This window comes from Streptomyces sp. UW30, assembly GCF_008042075.1.
Classification (GTDB): Bacteria; Actinomycetota; Actinomycetes; order Streptomycetales; family Streptomycetaceae; genus Streptomyces.
In genome coordinates, this window is record NZ_RDBN01000021.1 from 520,951 (window position 1) to 535,448 (window position 14,498).

Annotated in this window: 23 protein-coding genes; all 23 read left to right on the top strand. The window is 68.0% G+C overall.

The annotated features are described in order from the left end of the window. The first annotated feature begins 123 nt into the window (after positions 1-123). The 23 genes from tuf (at position 124) to EAO75_RS12920 (ending at position 14,302) form a co-directional block, all read left to right on the top strand. Positions 124-1,317, top strand: a complete 1,194-nt coding sequence (gene tuf / locus EAO75_RS12810; protein WP_147995149.1) for an elongation factor Tu — start codon at positions 124-126, stop codon at positions 1,315-1,317. Positions 1,318-1,483: 166 nt separating this feature from the next. After that, a complete protein-coding gene (locus EAO75_RS12815) occupies positions 1,484-2,584 on the top strand; it encodes a PQQ-dependent sugar dehydrogenase (protein WP_147995150.1) in 1,101 nt (366 codons plus the stop codon). Between the two features lie 41 nt (positions 2,585-2,625). Beyond that, positions 2,626-3,732 carry a PQQ-dependent sugar dehydrogenase gene (locus EAO75_RS12820; protein WP_147995151.1) on the top strand — a complete coding sequence of 369 codons (1,107 nt, stop codon included), beginning with the start codon at positions 2,626-2,628 and terminating at the stop codon, positions 3,730-3,732. Positions 3,733-3,790: 58 nt separating this feature from the next. Next, positions 3,791-3,928 (top strand): pyrroloquinoline quinone precursor peptide PqqA, encoded by a 138-nt coding sequence (gene pqqA, locus EAO75_RS12825; protein WP_147995152.1) that lies wholly within the window; start codon positions 3,791-3,793, stop codon positions 3,926-3,928. An 8-nt stretch (positions 3,929-3,936) separates the two neighbouring features. Next, positions 3,937-4,836, top strand: a complete 900-nt coding sequence (pqqB, locus tag EAO75_RS12830) for a pyrroloquinoline quinone biosynthesis protein PqqB (RefSeq protein WP_147995153.1) — start codon at positions 3,937-3,939, stop codon at positions 4,834-4,836. Beyond that, positions 4,833-5,570, top strand: a complete 738-nt coding sequence (gene pqqC / locus EAO75_RS12835; protein WP_147995154.1) for a pyrroloquinoline-quinone synthase PqqC — start codon at positions 4,833-4,835, stop codon at positions 5,568-5,570. Before pqqB ends, pqqC begins: the two co-directional genes overlap by 4 nt. Beyond that, a complete protein-coding gene (pqqD, locus tag EAO75_RS12840; RefSeq protein WP_147995155.1) occupies positions 5,567-5,839 on the top strand; it encodes a pyrroloquinoline quinone biosynthesis peptide chaperone PqqD in 273 nt (90 codons plus the stop codon). The genes pqqC and pqqD overlap by 4 nt, the downstream gene beginning before the upstream one ends. Then, positions 5,836-6,975, top strand: coding sequence for a pyrroloquinoline quinone biosynthesis protein PqqE (pqqE, locus tag EAO75_RS12845; RefSeq protein WP_147995156.1), 1,140 nt, complete (start codon positions 5,836-5,838; stop codon positions 6,973-6,975). The genes pqqD and pqqE overlap by 4 nt, the downstream gene beginning before the upstream one ends. 405 nt (positions 6,976-7,380) lie before the next feature. Next, on the top strand, positions 7,381-7,689 hold the full coding sequence (rpsJ, locus tag EAO75_RS12850; protein ID WP_003948644.1) for a 30S ribosomal protein S10: 309 nt from the start codon (positions 7,381-7,383) through the stop codon (positions 7,687-7,689). Between the two features lie 17 nt (positions 7,690-7,706). Next, positions 7,707-8,351: a 50S ribosomal protein L3 gene (gene rplC / locus EAO75_RS12855; RefSeq protein WP_053753931.1), complete on the top strand. Its 645-nt coding sequence runs from the start codon at positions 7,707-7,709 to the stop codon at positions 8,349-8,351. A gap of 8 nt (positions 8,352-8,359) precedes the next feature. Beyond that, positions 8,360-9,016, top strand: a complete 657-nt coding sequence (rplD, locus tag EAO75_RS12860; protein ID WP_147995157.1) for a 50S ribosomal protein L4 — start codon at positions 8,360-8,362, stop codon at positions 9,014-9,016. Continuing rightward, on the top strand, positions 9,016-9,435 hold the full coding sequence (rplW, locus tag EAO75_RS12865) for a 50S ribosomal protein L23 (RefSeq protein ID WP_147995158.1): 420 nt from the start codon (positions 9,016-9,018) through the stop codon (positions 9,433-9,435). Before rplD ends, rplW begins: the two co-directional genes overlap by 1 nt. 38 nt (positions 9,436-9,473) lie before the next feature. Continuing rightward, on the top strand, positions 9,474-10,310 hold the full coding sequence (gene rplB, locus EAO75_RS12870) for a 50S ribosomal protein L2 (protein WP_147995159.1): 837 nt from the start codon (positions 9,474-9,476) through the stop codon (positions 10,308-10,310). Between the two features lie 12 nt (positions 10,311-10,322). Beyond that, positions 10,323-10,604 (top strand): 30S ribosomal protein S19, encoded by a 282-nt coding sequence (gene rpsS / locus EAO75_RS12875; protein ID WP_147995160.1) that lies wholly within the window; start codon positions 10,323-10,325, stop codon positions 10,602-10,604. Between the two features lie 44 nt (positions 10,605-10,648). After that, positions 10,649-10,996, top strand: coding sequence for a 50S ribosomal protein L22 (gene rplV, locus EAO75_RS12880; protein WP_026290933.1), 348 nt, complete (start codon positions 10,649-10,651; stop codon positions 10,994-10,996). Next, the gene (rpsC, locus tag EAO75_RS12885; RefSeq protein ID WP_147995161.1) at positions 10,996-11,820 is read left to right on the top strand and encodes a 30S ribosomal protein S3; all 825 of its coding nucleotides are present in this window, start codon (positions 10,996-10,998) and stop codon (positions 11,818-11,820) included. Before rplV ends, rpsC begins: the two co-directional genes overlap by 1 nt. Positions 11,821-11,825: 5 nt before the next feature. Then, complete coding sequence (rplP, locus tag EAO75_RS12890; RefSeq protein WP_009327094.1) at positions 11,826-12,245, top strand: 50S ribosomal protein L16; 420 nt, start codon at positions 11,826-11,828, stop codon at positions 12,243-12,245. Beyond that, positions 12,245-12,469 (top strand): 50S ribosomal protein L29, encoded by a 225-nt coding sequence (gene rpmC / locus EAO75_RS12895; protein ID WP_003998824.1) that lies wholly within the window; start codon positions 12,245-12,247, stop codon positions 12,467-12,469. Before rplP ends, rpmC begins: the two co-directional genes overlap by 1 nt. Next, the gene (rpsQ, locus tag EAO75_RS12900) at positions 12,469-12,753 is read left to right on the top strand and encodes a 30S ribosomal protein S17 (RefSeq protein ID WP_147995162.1); all 285 of its coding nucleotides are present in this window, start codon (positions 12,469-12,471) and stop codon (positions 12,751-12,753) included. Before rpmC ends, rpsQ begins: the two co-directional genes overlap by 1 nt. 106 nt (positions 12,754-12,859) lie before the next feature. Then, positions 12,860-13,228 (top strand): 50S ribosomal protein L14, encoded by a 369-nt coding sequence (gene rplN, locus EAO75_RS12905; RefSeq protein WP_003998823.1) that lies wholly within the window; start codon positions 12,860-12,862, stop codon positions 13,226-13,228. A 2-nt stretch (positions 13,229-13,230) separates the two neighbouring features. Then, entirely contained in the window at positions 13,231-13,554 is a 324-nt protein-coding gene (rplX, locus tag EAO75_RS12910) for a 50S ribosomal protein L24 (protein ID WP_147995163.1), read from the top strand. Continuing rightward, positions 13,554-14,111 carry a 50S ribosomal protein L5 gene (gene rplE / locus EAO75_RS12915; protein ID WP_020135807.1) on the top strand — a complete coding sequence of 186 codons (558 nt, stop codon included), beginning with the start codon at positions 13,554-13,556 and terminating at the stop codon, positions 14,109-14,111. Before rplX ends, rplE begins: the two co-directional genes overlap by 1 nt. A gap of 5 nt (positions 14,112-14,116) precedes the next feature. Further along, entirely contained in the window at positions 14,117-14,302 is a 186-nt protein-coding gene (locus EAO75_RS12920) for a type Z 30S ribosomal protein S14 (protein ID WP_003948630.1), read from the top strand. The last annotated feature ends 196 nt before the right edge of the window (positions 14,303-14,498 follow it).

Below are 14,498 nucleotides of genomic sequence, written 5' to 3' on the forward strand. Positions count from 1 at the left end.
CCGGAGCCTTGAGGGGCAAACACCCGCAAACGTGGATGTTTGCCCCGAGGCCCGGGCTTTCCAGCAAAGATCACCTGGCGCCGATGAAGCAAGGCGTTCAGAACCACTCCACAGGAGGACCCCGTGGCGAAGGCGAAGTTCGAGCGGACTAAGCCCCACGTCAACATCGGCACCATCGGTCACATCGACCACGGTAAGACGACCCTTACGGCCGCCATTACCAAGGTGCTGCACGACGCGTACCCGGACCTGAACGAGGCCTCGGCCTTCGACCAGATCGACAAGGCTCCTGAGGAGCGCCAGCGCGGTATCACCATCTCCATCGCGCACGTCGAGTACCAGACCGAGACGCGTCACTACGCCCACGTCGACTGCCCCGGTCACGCGGACTACATCAAGAACATGATCACGGGTGCGGCGCAGATGGACGGCGCCATCCTCGTGGTTGCCGCCACCGACGGCCCGATGCCGCAGACCAAGGAGCACGTGCTCCTGGCCCGCCAGGTCGGCGTTCCCTACATCGTTGTCGCCCTGAACAAGGCCGACATGGTGGACGACGAGGAGATCCTGGAGCTCGTCGAGCTCGAGGTTCGTGAGCTGCTCTCCGAGTACGAGTTCCCGGGCGACGACCTGCCGGTCGTCAAGGTCTCGGCGCTCAAGGCCCTCGAGGGCGACGCCGAGTGGGGCAAGACCGTCCTCGACCTGATGAAGGCCGTCGACGAGAACATCCCGCAGCCCGAGCGTGACGTCGACAAGCCGTTCCTGATGCCGATCGAGGACGTCTTCACGATCACCGGTCGTGGCACGGTCGTCACCGGCCGTATCGAGCGTGGTGTCCTCAAGGTCAACGAGACCGTCGACATCGTCGGCATCAAGACCGAGAAGACCACCACCACGGTCACCGGCATCGAGATGTTCCGCAAGCTGCTCGACGAGGGCCAGGCCGGTGAGAACGTCGGTCTGCTGCTCCGTGGCATCAAGCGCGAGGACGTCGAGCGCGGCCAGGTCATCATCAAGCCCGGCTCGGTCACCCCGCACACCTCGTTCGAGGCGCAGGCGTACATCCTGTCCAAGGACGAGGGCGGCCGCCACACGCCGTTCTTCAACAACTACCGTCCGCAGTTCTACTTCCGTACGACGGACGTGACCGGCGTCGTGACCCTCCCCGAGGGCACCGAGATGGTCATGCCGGGCGACAACACTGAGATGACCGTTGAGCTCATCCAGCCCGTCGCCATGGAAGAGGGCCTGAAGTTCGCCATCCGTGAGGGTGGCCGGACCGTGGGCGCCGGCCAGGTCACCAAGATCAACAAGTAAGCTTGTTGATTTGACCTGGTAGCTCCAGCGCGAGCACCTGAGAGGGCCCGTACGACTTCGGTCGTACGGGCCCTTTCGCTGTTTTCTCACCCTCGTGGCTCCCCCCGAGTGGCATGCCGATCACGCCTCGAAAAGAGTGCTGTGAGGAATCAAGAAAGGTGTCGGCATGGCACATTCAGGCCACTGGGTGCGTTATTCGTCCCGGTTCTGCATAACCTCGCTCACCGCTGCGGCCGCCCTGCTGGCCGGTGCGGTGCCGTCCACCACCGCCGCGGCCACGGATCTCGCCCCGCAAGCCGCCGTCGACGTAACGAAGTTGTCCACGGGCTGGTCGAACCCGTGGGCCATCTCCTTCCTGCCGGACGGGCGCTCGGCACTGGTGACGGAGAACGAGAGCGCCCGTGTCTACCGCCTGCGCGACAACGGCAGCAGGACCCTGATCGGCAAGGTGCCGAAGGTGGCTGTCTTCCAGCCCGGTGACGCCGCCAAGGGCGGGCTCCTGGGAGTCGCCCCGTCCCCGACCTGGGACGGCCGCAGGGACAGGCAGGTGTTCTTCATGCACACCACGGCGACCGAGAGCCGGGTGGTGCGGATGAACTACGACGGCAAGTCGCTGAGCGGCTACACCGTGATCCTCGGCGGGCTGAAGCGGGGCTCCAACCACCACGGCGGCAAGATCGCCTTCGGCCCCGACAAGTACCTCTACGTCGCGACCGGCGAGGCCACGCACGCGAGGCTCGCGCAGGACAAGAACTCGGTCAACGGCAAGATCCTGCGGATCACCAAGAGCGGGAAGCCGGCTCCCGGCAACCCCTTCGGCAACCACGTCTACAGCTACGGCCACCGCAATCCGCAGGGCCTGGCGTGGGACCGCAAGGGCCGGCTGTGGTCGGCGGAAATAGGGCAGGAAGCGAAGGACGAGCTCAACCTGATCAAGCGGGGCGCCAACTACGGCTGGCCCAGCTGTGAGGGCCACTGCTCCGTCAAGGGCATGACCAATCCGAAGGTCACCTGGGATCACACCACGGCCCCCGCCCAGGTCGCTGTCGTGGGCGATCACTTGTATGTGTCGTCGCTGCGCGGCTGGAAGCTCTGGCGCGTCCCGATCGCCTCGGCTCTCGCGGGCAAGGGCGACAGCGCGAAGACCAAGGTCTTCTCCGGGTACGCACTGCGTGCCCTCGCGAAGGTCCCCGGCCGCAATGAGCTGTGGATGGGCACGTCCAGGCACCCGGACGGCGACCGGATCCTCCGCGTCGTCGTCAAGTAGCGCTGCCCACCGTCAATTCGAGTACGACGAAGGACGTCCACATGACCGACATACGCCGCTCGATGCGGCATTCGTCCCGGTTCGGGATAGCCTCGCTCGCCACCGCGGTCGCGCTGCTGGCGACCGGCCTGGCCCAGCCGGTGACTGCCGCCCCCACCGCCGCCGACGGCGGCGCCCCGGCCGGCGCCAAGACGCTGTCGAAGGGGTGGCACACCCCCTGGGGCATCTCGTTCCTGCCGAACGGCCGGACCGCCCTGGTGACCGAGCGGCTGTCCTACCAGGTCTACCGCCTCGACCGGGCCGGCAACAAGAAATGGGTCGGCGAGGTGCCGTACACGGTTCCGGAGCCGTACGACGAGGGCGCCGGCGGGCTGCTCGGGGTCGCTCCGTCGCCGACCTGGGACGGCAAGAAGGACAAGCAGGTGTTCTTCATGCACACCACGAAGAACGAGACCCGCGTCGTCAGGATGGACTACGACGGCTCCTCGCTGCGCAACTACAAGCCGATCCTCACCGGCATCCGGCGGGGCGGCGACCACAACGGCGGCCGGATCGCGTTCGGCCCCGACAAGTACCTCTACGTCACCACCGGCGAGGCACTCCAGCCGAAGCTCGCGCAGAACAAGAACTCGATCAACGGCAAGATCCTGCGGATCACCAAGAGCGGGAAGCCGGCCCCCGGCAACCCCTTCGGCAACCACGTCTACAGCTACGGCCACCGCAATCCGCAGGGCCTGGCCTGGGATCGCAAGGGCCGGCTGTGGTCGGTGGAGATCGGCCAGCAGACCCACGACGAGCTCAACCTGATCAAGCGGGGCGCCAACTACGGCTGGCCCAGCTGCGAGGGCTCCTGCTCCGTCAAGGGCATGACCGGCCCGAAGGCCACCTTCAGCCCCGTCAAGGGCGTGCCGGCCCAGCTCGCCGTCGTACGCAACGTCCTGTACGTGTCGTCGCTGCGCGGGCAGCGGCTGTGGCGCGTCCCGATCGACGGCAACAGCGAACGCCTCGGCACGAAGAGCGCCTTCTACCCCGGAACGTACGGCCGGCTGCGCGCCATCGCCAAGGTGCCCGGCGCGGACGAACTGTGGGTCGGCACCAGCGACCTGGGATACGGCAACGACAAGATCCTCCGCGTCCCGATCAAGTGACCCGGCCCCTTCCCCGAGTAACCCGTCAAGTAACCCCACCAGAAGGGACGTACGACCGATGCACGAGACCAAGGAACCGCTGAAGCCGGTCGAGCAGACCCCCGCGACGACGGACGACACCACCTGGCAGGCCCCCGCCTTCGAGGTCGTCGACACCGCGCTGGAAGTCACCGCCTACTCGCTCAGCACCCGCTAGCCGCTGCCATGCTGCTGCTGGTACTCGGCACCGCCGCCGGCGGCGGCATCCCCCAGTGGAACTGCGCGTGCCCCGGCTGCTCCGGGGCACGCGCCCACCCCCACCGGCGCCGCCGGCACGCCTCGCTCGCCGTACGCACCGGCGAGGGCCGCTGGTACGTCGTCAACGCGACCCCCGACATCGGCGACCAGATCGAGGCCCGGCCCGAGCTCCACCCGGGGCCCGGCCCCCGGCAGACCCCGGTTGCCGGAGTGATCCTCACCGACGCCGAACTCGACCACACCCTGGGCATCGCCCGGCTGCGCGAGGCCGAGCGGCTCCAGGTGCTGGCGACGGCCCCGGTCCGGCAGGCGCTGCTGGACCGCCTGCGCCTCGGCGAGGTGCTGGCGCCGTACACCGACGTGACCTGGCGGGAGCTGCCCGGGCGCGGCGCCGAGCCGCTGGACGGCGCGGGAGGAGGCCTTCAGGTCACCGGCATCCCGGTGTCCGGCAAGCGCCCGCGATACGCCGCCGACGCCCCGGACGACGACGCCTGGGTCGTCGCGCTGCGCCTGTACGACCCCGCCTCCGGCGCCTCGGTCCTGTACGCCCCGGCGCTGGCCGCCTGGCCCGACCGGCTCCAGCAGGCCGCCGCCGAGGCCGACTGCGTCATCGTCGACGGCACCTTCTGGGACGACGAGGAGCCTCGTCGCACCGGCATCTCCTCCCGCACCTCCACCGGCATGGGCCATCTGCCCATCGACGGCCCGGACGGCACCGCCGAGCGGCTGGCCGGCCTCTCCGCCCGGTGCCTGTACACCCACCTCAACAACACCAACCCCCTCGTCGACCCGGCCGCACCCCAGCACAAGCGGCTCGCCCGGCTGGGCATCGAGGTGGCGTACGACGGGATGGTGATCGAGCCATGAACACGCCAGCTGCGAACACGACCCTCGCCCCGCCGGCGCAGCCCTGGAGCCCCACGGAGTTCGAGGCACGGCTGCGCGCGGTGGGGGAGCAGCGCTACCACCACCTGCACCCCTTCAACCTCCGGATGCACAGCGGCGACCTCAGCCCGGAGGAACTGCGCCGCTGGATCGTCAACCGCTTCCACTACCAGCGCCACATCCCCGTCAAGGACGCCCTGATCACCGCCAAGCTGCCCACCTCCGAGCTGCGCCGGATGTGGCTGCGTCGCATCCAGGACCACGACGGGGCGCAGACCGGCGAGGGCGGCATCGAGCGCTGGCTGCGGCTCGGTGAGGCGGCCGGCCTGGACCGCGAGATGCTGCTGCGCGCCGACTCGGTGCTGCCGGGCGTACGGCTGGCGGTCGACGGATACGTCAACTTCTGCCGGCTGCGTCCACCCCTGGAGGCCGTCGCCGCCTCACTGACCGAACTGTCCGCCCCTGACCTGATGCGCACCCGTATCGACGCCTTCGAGCGCCACTACCCGTGGATCGACGCCGAGGGCCTCGCCTACTTCCGCACCCGTGTCTCCCAGGGGCGCCGCGACAGCCGCGAGGCGCTCGACCTGGTGATGGGCTGGGCCCGCACCCGCGACGACCAGGAGCGTGCCGTGGCCGCGCTGCGCTTCAAGTGCGACGTGCTGTGGTCGCTGCTGGACACCGTGGACGGGGCGAGCCGCGGGGAGCAGGAGTGAACGCGCCGCCCGGCACCGACTGGCGGCCCGCCCTGGCCCCCGCCATCGTGCGGCGCCACGACCCCGTACGGGACGCGGACCTGCTGCTCCTCCCGGAGCGCGTCGGCGTCCTGACGGGCTCGGCCGGCGCGGTGGTCGGCCTGTGCGACGGCACACGCAGGGTCGGCGACATCGTCGAGGAACTGGCCGCGCGCTTCCCCGACGCCCCGGTGGCCACCGACGTTCCCCTGTTCCTGGAACGGCTGCGCACGGAGGGCTGGCTGCGATGACCCCGACCGATCCGCCGCCGGGCCCGGCAGCCGCGGCCCCCGCCCGACCCTGGGCCCTGCTCGCCGAGCTCACCCACGCCTGCCCGCTGCACTGCGGGTACTGCTCCAACCCCCTTGAGCTGACGCGCCGTTCACGCGAACTGACCACCGCACAGTGGGCGGACGTGCTGCGCCAGGCGGGCGAGCTCGGCGTCGTCCAGATGCATCTGTCGGGCGGCGAGCCGCTGCTGCGCCGGGACCTGGTGGAGATCGTCGCCGCGGCCGAGGCGGCCGGCATCTACACCCAGCTGGTCACCAGCGGCGTGGGCCTGAGCGAGCTGCGCCTGGCCGCACTCGCCGCCGCCGGACTGAAGAGCGTCCAGCTGTCCGTGCAGCACGCCGACCCGCGCGCCTCCGACCGCATCGCCGGACGCCGCTCCTTCGCCGAGAAGGAACGGGCCGCCGAACTGGTGCGGGCCGCGGGCCTGCCTCTCGGCCTCAACGTCGTCCTGCACCGCGAGAACCTTGACGCCCTCGACGCGCTCGTCGAGCTGGGCGTGTCCTGGGGCGTGGACCGCATCGAGCTCGCCAACGTCCAGTTCTACGGCTGGGGCCTGCTCAACCGCGCCGCGCTGCTGCCCACCCGTGAGCAGCTCGCCGGCGCGCGGGAGGCGGTGCAGCGGTGGCGCGGGCGGCTCCCGAACGGGCCCGAGCTGGTCTGGGTCGTCCCCGACTACTTCGACGGCGTCGCCAAGCCCTGCATGGGCGGCTGGGGAGCGGTCTCGCTCACCGTCACCCCGGACGGCACCGTCCTGCCCTGCCCGGCCGCCGCCTCGCTGCCGGACCTGGACCCGCCGAACGTCCGGGACCACCCGCTGGACTGGATCTGGGACCACTCGGGGGCGTTCACCCGCTACCGCGGCACCGACTGGATGCCCGACCCCTGCCGCAGCTGCTCCCGCCGCGAGGAGGACTTCGGCGGCTGCCGCTGCCAGGCCTACGCGCTCACGGGGGACGCCGCCCGTACGGACCCCGCGTGCGGGCTCTCGCCGGACCATGGGCTGATCCGGGGGCTGGCCGAGGACAACTCGGACGGGACGGTACGGATCAGACGCCGGGTGCCCGGTCGGTCCAGGGACGCCGCGGGCCGGGTTTGACCTGCGTCACCCTCGGGGTATTCTCTCCGGCTCGATTGGCGGAGCCCCCGCCCCATATGGCAGACTGTCGGAGTTGCTCGGTCGAGTGTTGATGCTGCGCGCCTCCCGCCGGGAGGACCGGAAGCGAGTCCCACAGTACTCGTCGCCCTAACTGCCGTAAGGCAGCGCTGGGGCGGACGTACGGGAATCTTTCGGGAAGTGACAGTGCAATACCGGCCAGGCACCCGGTGGGCCTTCCGCCCCCGGCCTGCGGTTCCGGAAGGGCCGTGCTCCCAGACTGGGGATGCTCGAACAAGGGGCATCTGTGTCGGTGAGAGCGCGACACACCCGACCGCGTGGGTCGGAAGCGGGAAGACGGAACACCGGGTTCCAGAGCGTTAAAAGAGACAGGACTACTGAGTAGCCATGGCGGGACAGAAGATCCGCATCCGGCTCAAGGCCTACGACCACGAGGTCATCGACTCCTCGGCGAAGAAGATCGTCGAGACGGTGACCCGCACTGGTGCGTCGGTCGCGGGCCCGGTGCCGCTCCCCACCGAGAAGAACGTGTACTGCGTCATCAAGTCGCCGCACAAGTACAAGGACTCGCGCGAGCACTTCGAGATGCGCACGCACAAGCGCCTGATCGACATCCTCGACCCGACGCCCAAGACCGTTGACTCTCTGATGCGACTCGACCTCCCGGCCGGTGTCGACATCGAGATCAAGCTCTAGGGGCCGGTGATCTGAGAATGGCTAAGCAGATCAAGGGCATCCTGGGCGAGAAGCTCGGCATGACGCAGGTGTGGGACGAGAACAACCGTGTTGTTCCCGTCACCGTCGTCAAGGCCGGCCCGAACGTCGTCACCCAGGTCCGCACGAACGACAGCGACGGCTACGAGTCGGTCCAGATCGCCTTCGGCGAGATCGACCCGCGCAAGGTGAACAAGCCCCTCAAGGGCCACTTCGCCAAGGCCGACGTCACTCCCCGCCGCCACCTCGTCGAGATCCGTACCGCTGACGCCAGCGAGTACACCCTCGGCCAGGAGATCACCGCCGAGGTGTTCGAGGCCGGCATCAAGGTCGACGTGACCGGCAAGAGCAAGGGCAAGGGCTTCGCCGGTGTCATGAAGCGTCACAACTTCAAGGGCCTCGGCGCCGGTCACGGCACCCAGCGCAAGCACCGCTCTCCCGGTTCCATCGGTGGCTGCGCCACCCCGGGCCGTGTGTTCAAGGGCCTCCGCATGGCGGGTCGTATGGGCAACGAGCGGGTCACCACCCAGAACCTGACCGTCCACGCCGTTGACGCGGAGAAGGGTCTGCTGCTCATCAAGGGCGCGGTTCCCGGTCCGAACGGCGGCCTCGTCCTGGTCCGCACCGCGGCCAAGGGGGCCTGAGGTAACCGATGAGCACTGTTGACATCCTTTCGCCGGCGGGCGACAAGGCCGGTTCCGTCGAGCTCCCCGCGGAGATCTTCGACGTAGAGAAGATCAGCGTTCCGCTGCTCCACCAGGTCGTCGTCGCACAGCTGGCCGCTGCCCGTCAGGGCACGCACAAGACCAAGCGCCGCGGCGAAGTCCGTGGTGGCGGCAAGAAGCCGTACCGCCAGAAGGGCACCGGCCGAGCCCGTCAGGGTTCGACCCGCGCGCCGCAGTTCGCCGGTGGTGGCGTCGTGCACGGTCCCGTGCCGCGTGACTACTCGCAGCGGACCCCGAAGAAGATGAAGGCCGCGGCCCTGCGCCACGCCCTCACCGACCGGGCCCGCAACAACCGCATCCACGTCGTCTCCGGCGTGATCGAGGGCGAGAACCCCAGCACCAAGGCCGCCAGGACGCTGTTCGGCAAGATCTCGGAGCGCAAGAACCTGCTCCTGATCGTCGAGCGCGCCGACGAGGCCGCGTGGCTGTCCGCCCGCAACCTGCCCCAGGTCCACATCCTGGAGCCGGGCCAGCTGAACACGTACGACGTTCTCGTCTCGGACGACGTGGTCTTCACCCAGGCCGCGTTCGAGTCCTTCGTGTCGGGCCCGAAGGCCACTGACACCGAAGGGAGCGAGGCCTGATGGCTACGCGTCACCCGAGCATTGCCTCCAAGGCGGCCAAGGTCGCCAAGGCCGCGCGCGTCGCCAAGGCGCGTCGCCACGCCGCCGAGGGCAAGAACACCGTCGTCACCCCGGCCAGCAAGGCGTACACGGACCCCCGTGACGTGCTGCTGAAGCCGGTCGTGTCCGAGAAGAGCTACGCGCTCCTCGACGAGAACAAGTACACGTTCGTCGTCGACCCGCGTGCCAACAAGACCCAGATCAAGGAGGCCGTCCAGGCGGTCTTCGACGTCAAGGTCACTGGGGTCAACACGATCAACCGCGCCGGCAAGCGCAAGCGGACCCGCACCGGGTTCGGCCAGCGTGCCGCCACCAAGCGCGCGATCGTGACCCTCGCCGAGGGCGACCGTATCGACATCTTCGGCGGTCCGACCGCATAAGCGGGTCGGATCGTCCGATATCGGACGAGGACTGAGAAATGGGAATCCGCAAGTACAAGCCGACTACGCCGGGCCGTCGTGGCTCCAGCGTCGCCGACTTCGTCGAGGTCACGCGGTCCACGCCGGAGAAGTCGCTGGTCCGCCCGCTGCACAGCAAGGGCGGCCGTAACAACGCCGGTCGTGTGACCGTTCGCCACCAGGGTGGCGGACACAAGCGCGCCTACCGAGTGATCGACTTCCGTCGTCACGACAAGGACGGCGTGCCGGCGAAGGTCGCGCACATCGAGTACGACCCCAACCGCACCGCGCGCATCGCGCTCCTGCACTACGCGGACGGCGAGAAGCGCTACATCGTCGCGCCGCGTGGCCTGAACCAGGGCGACCGCGTCGAGAACGGTCCTGGGGCCGACATCAAGCCGGGCAACAACCTGGCGCTGCGCAACATCCCGGTCGGTACCACGATCCACGCGATCGAGCTCCGTCCCGGTGGCGGCGCCAAGTTCGCCCGCTCCGCCGGTGCCTCCGTGCAGCTGCTCGCGAAGGAGGGCTCGATGGCCCACCTCCGCATGCCGTCCGGTGAGATCCGCCTGGTCGACCAGCGCTGCCGCGCCACGGTCGGCGAGGTCGGCAACGCCGAGCAGAGCAACATCAACTGGGGCAAGGCCGGCCGCAAGCGCTGGCTGGGCATCCGCCCGACCGTTCGCGGTGTGGCGATGAACCCGGTTGACCACCCCCACGGTGGTGGTGAGGGCAAGACCTCCGGTGGTCGCCACCCGGTCAGCCCCTGGGGCCAGAAGGAAGGTCGTACTCGTTCGCCCAAGAAGGCGTCGAACAAGTACATCGTCCGCCGCCGCAAGACGAACAAGAAGCGCTAGGAGCGGGTTTAGATGCCGCGCAGTCTCAAGAAGGGGCCCTTCGTCGACGACCACCTGATCAAGAAGGTGGAAACGCAGAACGAAGCAGGCACCAAGAACGTCATCAAGACCTGGTCCCGTCGCTCCATGATCGTGCCGGCCATGCTCGGCCACACGCTCGCGGTGCACAACGGCAAGACCCACATCCCGGTGTTCGTCACCGAGTCGATGGTCGGCCACAAGCTCGGCGAGTTCTCGCCGACGCGCACCTTCCGGGGCCACGTCAAGGACGACCGGAAGTCGAAGCGCCGCTAGTAGCGGATCGCATTCAGACACGTAAGTAACTGAGAGGGACAACCATGGAAGCCAGGGCCCAGGCGCGGTACATCCGCGTTACGCCCATGAAGGCCCGCCGCGTGGTGGACCTTATCCGTGGCATGGATGCCACGGAGGCTCAGGCTGTTCTGCGATTCGCTCCGCAGGCAGCCTCCGTGCCGGTCGGCAAGGTGCTCGACAGCGCCATCGCCAACGCCGCGCACAACTACGACCACCCGGACGCCTCCTCGCTGGTCATCAGCGAGGCGTACGTCGACGAGGGCCCGACCCTGAAGCGGTTCCGTCCGCGTGCCCAGGGCCGTGCCTACCGGATCCGCAAGCGGACCAGCCACATCACTGTGGTCGTCAGCAGCAAGGAAGGAACCCGGTAATGGGCCAGAAGGTAAACCCGCACGGGTTCCGGCTCGGTGTCACCACGGACTTCAAGTCCCGGTGGTACGCCGACAAGCTGTACAAGGACTACGTCAAGGAAGACGTCGCCATCCGTCGGATGATGACGTCCGGCATGGAGCGCGCCGGTATCTCGAAGGTTGAGATCGAGCGCACCCGTGACCGCGTGCGTGTGGACATCCACACCGCTCGTCCGGGCATCGTCATCGGCCGCCGTGGCGCCGAGGCCGACCGCATCCGCGGTGACCTCGAGAAGCTCACGGGCAAGCAGGTCCAGCTGAACATCCTCGAGGTCAAGAACCCCGAGACCGACGCTCAGCTGGTTGCCCAGGCCGTTGCCGAGCAGCTCTCCTCCCGTGTCTCCTTCCGTCGGGCCATGCGCAAGAGCATGCAGTCCGCCATGAAGGCCGGCGCCAAGGGCATCAAGATCCAGTGCGGTGGCCGCCTCGGTGGCGCCGAGATGTCCCGCTCGGAGTTCTACCGCGAGGGCCGTGTGCCCCTGCACACGCTCCGCGCGAACGTGGACTACGGCTTCTTCGAGGCCAAGACGACCTTCGGCCGCATCGGCGTGAAGGTCTGGATCTACAAGGGCGACGTCAAGAACATCGCCGAGGTCCGCGCCGAGAACGCTGCCGCCCGTGCGGGTAACCGCCCGGCTCGCGGTGGCGGCGGCTCCGACCGCCCGGCCCGTGGTGGCCGTGGTGGCGAGCGGCGCGGTCGCAAGCCGCAGCAGGCTGCCGGCGCCGAGGCCCCCAAGGCCGAGGCCCCCGCCGCTCCGGCTGAGAGCACCGGAACGGAGGCCTGACCGACATGCTGATCCCCCGTAGGGTCAAGCACCGCAAGCAGCACCACCCCAAGCGCAGCGGCGCTGCCAAGGGCGGCACGCAGGTTGCGTTCGGCGAGTACGGCATCCAGGCGCTGACCCCGGCGTATGTGACGAACCGTCAGATCGAGGCCGCTCGTATCGCCATGACGCGTCACATCAAGCGTGGTGGCAAGGTCTGGATCAACATCTACCCGGACCGTCCCCTCACCAAGAAGCCTGCCGAGACCCGCATGGGTTCCGGTAAGGGTTCTCCGGAGTGGTGGATCGCCAACGTCAAGCCCGGACGCGTGATGTTCGAGCTGTCGTACCCCAACGAGAAGATCGCCCGTGAGGCGCTGACTCGTGCGGCCCACAAGCTGCCGATGAAGTGCCGGATCGTCAAGCGCGAGGCAGGTGAAGCGTGATGTCGGCCGGTACCAAGGCGTCCGAGCTGCGCGAACTGGGTGACGAGGAGCTTCTCGCGAAGCTCCGCGAAGCCAAGGAAGAGCTGTTCAACCTCCGCTTCCAGGCGGCGACGGGTCAGCTCGAGAACCACGGTCGGCTGAAGGCCGTCCGTAAGGACATCGCGCGGATCTACACCCTGATGCGTGAGCGCGAGCTGGGCATCGAGACGGTGGAGAGCGCCTGATGAGCGAGAGCAACGTGACTGAGAACGCAGAGGCCCGTGGCTTCCGTAAGACCCGTGAGGGTCTGGTCGTCAGCGACAAGATGGACAAGACCGTCGTCGTCGCCGTCGAGGACCGTGTGAAGCACGCGCTGTACGGCAAGGTCATCCGCCGTACGAACAAGCTCAAGGCGCACGACGAGCAGAACGCTGCCGGCGTCGGCGACCGCGTCCTCCTGATGGAGACGCGTCCGCTGTCGGCGACCAAGCGCTGGCGCATCGTCGAGATCCTCGAGAAGGCCAAGTAATTCCTGCGGGGCAAATCCCGCAGGTCAGTTCCGCCAGGCTCGGCAGGGGCTCGTCTCGTAAGAGAACGGCCCCTGCCGGGAACCGGCAGACAAACAGGAGATAGACGTGATCCAGCAGGAGTCGCGACTGCGCGTCGCCGACAACACTGGTGCGAAGGAAATCCTTTGCATCCGTGTGCTCGGTGGCTCCGGTCGCCGCTACGCGGGCATCGGTGACGTCATCGTCGCCACCGTCAAGGACGCGATCCCCGGCGGCAACGTGAAGAAGGGTGACGTCGTCAAGGCGGTCATCGTTCGCACCGTCAAGGAGCGCCGCCGTCCGGACGGCTCGTACATCCGCTTCGACGAGAACGCCGCCGTCATTCTGAAGAACGACGGCGACCCTCGCGGCACCCGTATCTTCGGCCCCGTCGGCCGTGAGCTGCGCGAGAAGAAGTTCATGAAGATCATCTCGCTCGCGCCGGAGGTGCTGTAAGCATGAAGATCAAGAAGGGCGACCTGGTCCAGGTCATCACCGGTAAGGACAAGGGCAAGCAGGGCAAGGTCATCGCGGCCTACCCCCGCGAGGACCGTGTTCTGGTCGAGGGTGTCAACCGGGTCAAGAAGCACACCAAGGCCGGCCCGACCGCCAAGGGTTCGCAGGCCGGTGGCATCGTCACGACCGAGGCGCCGATCCACGTCTCCAACGTCCAGCTGGTCGTTGAGAAGGACGGCAACAAGGTCGTCACGCGTGTCGGTTACCGCTTCGACGATGAGGGCAACAAGGTTCGCGTTGCCAAGCGGACGGGTGAGGACATCTGATGGCTACCACCACCACTCCGCGTCTCAAGACGAAGTACCGCGAGGAGATCGCGGGCAAGCTGCGTGACGAGTTCAAGTACGAGAACGTCATGCAGATCCCCGGCCTCGTCAAGATCGTGGTCAACATGGGTGTCGGCGACGCCGCCCGTGACTCGAAGCTGATCGAGGGCGCGATCCGCGACCTGACCACCATCACCGGTCAGAAGCCGGCCGTCACCAAGGCCCGTAAGTCCATCGCGCAGTTCAAGCTGCGTGAGGGTCAGCCGATCGGTGCCCACGTCACGCTCCGTGGCGACCGCATGTGGGAGTTCCTGGACCGCACCCTGTCGCTCGCGCTGCCGCGCATCCGCGACTTCCGTGGTCTGTCCCCCAAGCAGTTCGACGGCCGTGGCAACTACACCTTCGGTCTCACGGAGCAGGTCATGTTCCACGAGATCGACCAGGACAAGATCGACCGCACCCGGGGTATGGACATCACCGTGGTGACCACGGCGACCAACGACGCTGAGGGCCGCGCGCTCCTTCGTCACCTCGGCTTCCCCTTCAAGGAGGCGTGAGCGAGATGGCGAAGAAGGCTCTGATCGCGAAGGCTGCTCGCAAGCCCAAGTTCGGCGTGCGTGGTTACACGCGCTGCCAGCGCTGCGGCCGTCCCCACTCCGTGTACCGCAAGTTCGGCCTGTGCCGCGTGTGCCTTCGTGAGATGGCTCACCGTGGCGAGCTGCCGGGCGTGACCAAGAGCTCCTGGTAATCCCCCTTTTAGGGATTCCAGAGGCTCTCGGTAAGCAATGGGCGTGTCAGGCGCCCTCCTCTCCATGGCTTAGGCTTGGAGGGTTGGGCGCCTGACGGTCGCCCGTACGACTTACTACGCCGTAGGTCCACCGCGCCGCACCCGTCCCGTCTCGGATCGGGGAGAGGGATGGCGCACCAGGAAACCACGGCGAGAG

Bases quoted from the DNA above. Each gene is read 5' to 3' on its own strand.
- EAO75_RS12815 (WP_147995150.1), top strand. From the start codon at position 1,484: ATGGCACATTCAGGCCACTGGGTGCGTTATTCGTCCCGGTTCTGCATA.
- EAO75_RS12820 (WP_147995151.1), top strand. From the start codon at position 2,626: ATGACCGACATACGCCGCTCGATGCGGCATTCGTCCCGGTTCGGGATA.
- pqqA (WP_147995152.1), top strand. From the start codon at position 3,791: ATGCACGAGACCAAGGAACCGCTGAAGCCGGTCGAGCAGACCCCCGCG.
- pqqB (WP_147995153.1), top strand. From the start codon at position 3,937: ATGCTGCTGCTGGTACTCGGCACCGCCGCCGGCGGCGGCATCCCCCAG.
- pqqC (WP_147995154.1), top strand. From the start codon at position 4,833: ATGAACACGCCAGCTGCGAACACGACCCTCGCCCCGCCGGCGCAGCCC.
- pqqE (WP_147995156.1), top strand. From the start codon at position 5,836: ATGACCCCGACCGATCCGCCGCCGGGCCCGGCAGCCGCGGCCCCCGCC.
- rpsJ (WP_003948644.1), top strand. From the start codon at position 7,381: ATGGCGGGACAGAAGATCCGCATCCGGCTCAAGGCCTACGACCACGAG.
- rplC (WP_053753931.1), top strand. From the start codon at position 7,707: ATGGCTAAGCAGATCAAGGGCATCCTGGGCGAGAAGCTCGGCATGACG.
- rplD (WP_147995157.1), top strand. From the start codon at position 8,360: ATGAGCACTGTTGACATCCTTTCGCCGGCGGGCGACAAGGCCGGTTCC.
- rplW (WP_147995158.1), top strand. From the start codon at position 9,016: ATGGCTACGCGTCACCCGAGCATTGCCTCCAAGGCGGCCAAGGTCGCC.
- rplB (WP_147995159.1), top strand. From the start codon at position 9,474: ATGGGAATCCGCAAGTACAAGCCGACTACGCCGGGCCGTCGTGGCTCC.
- rpsS (WP_147995160.1), top strand. From the start codon at position 10,323: ATGCCGCGCAGTCTCAAGAAGGGGCCCTTCGTCGACGACCACCTGATC.
- rplV (WP_026290933.1), top strand. From the start codon at position 10,649: ATGGAAGCCAGGGCCCAGGCGCGGTACATCCGCGTTACGCCCATGAAG.
- rpsC (WP_147995161.1), top strand. From the start codon at position 10,996: ATGGGCCAGAAGGTAAACCCGCACGGGTTCCGGCTCGGTGTCACCACG.
- rplP (WP_009327094.1), top strand. From the start codon at position 11,826: ATGCTGATCCCCCGTAGGGTCAAGCACCGCAAGCAGCACCACCCCAAG.
- rpmC (WP_003998824.1), top strand. From the start codon at position 12,245: ATGTCGGCCGGTACCAAGGCGTCCGAGCTGCGCGAACTGGGTGACGAG.
- rpsQ (WP_147995162.1), top strand. From the start codon at position 12,469: ATGAGCGAGAGCAACGTGACTGAGAACGCAGAGGCCCGTGGCTTCCGT.
- rplX (WP_147995163.1), top strand. From the start codon at position 13,231: ATGAAGATCAAGAAGGGCGACCTGGTCCAGGTCATCACCGGTAAGGAC.
- rplE (WP_020135807.1), top strand. From the start codon at position 13,554: ATGGCTACCACCACCACTCCGCGTCTCAAGACGAAGTACCGCGAGGAG.
- EAO75_RS12920 (WP_003948630.1), top strand. From the start codon at position 14,117: ATGGCGAAGAAGGCTCTGATCGCGAAGGCTGCTCGCAAGCCCAAGTTC.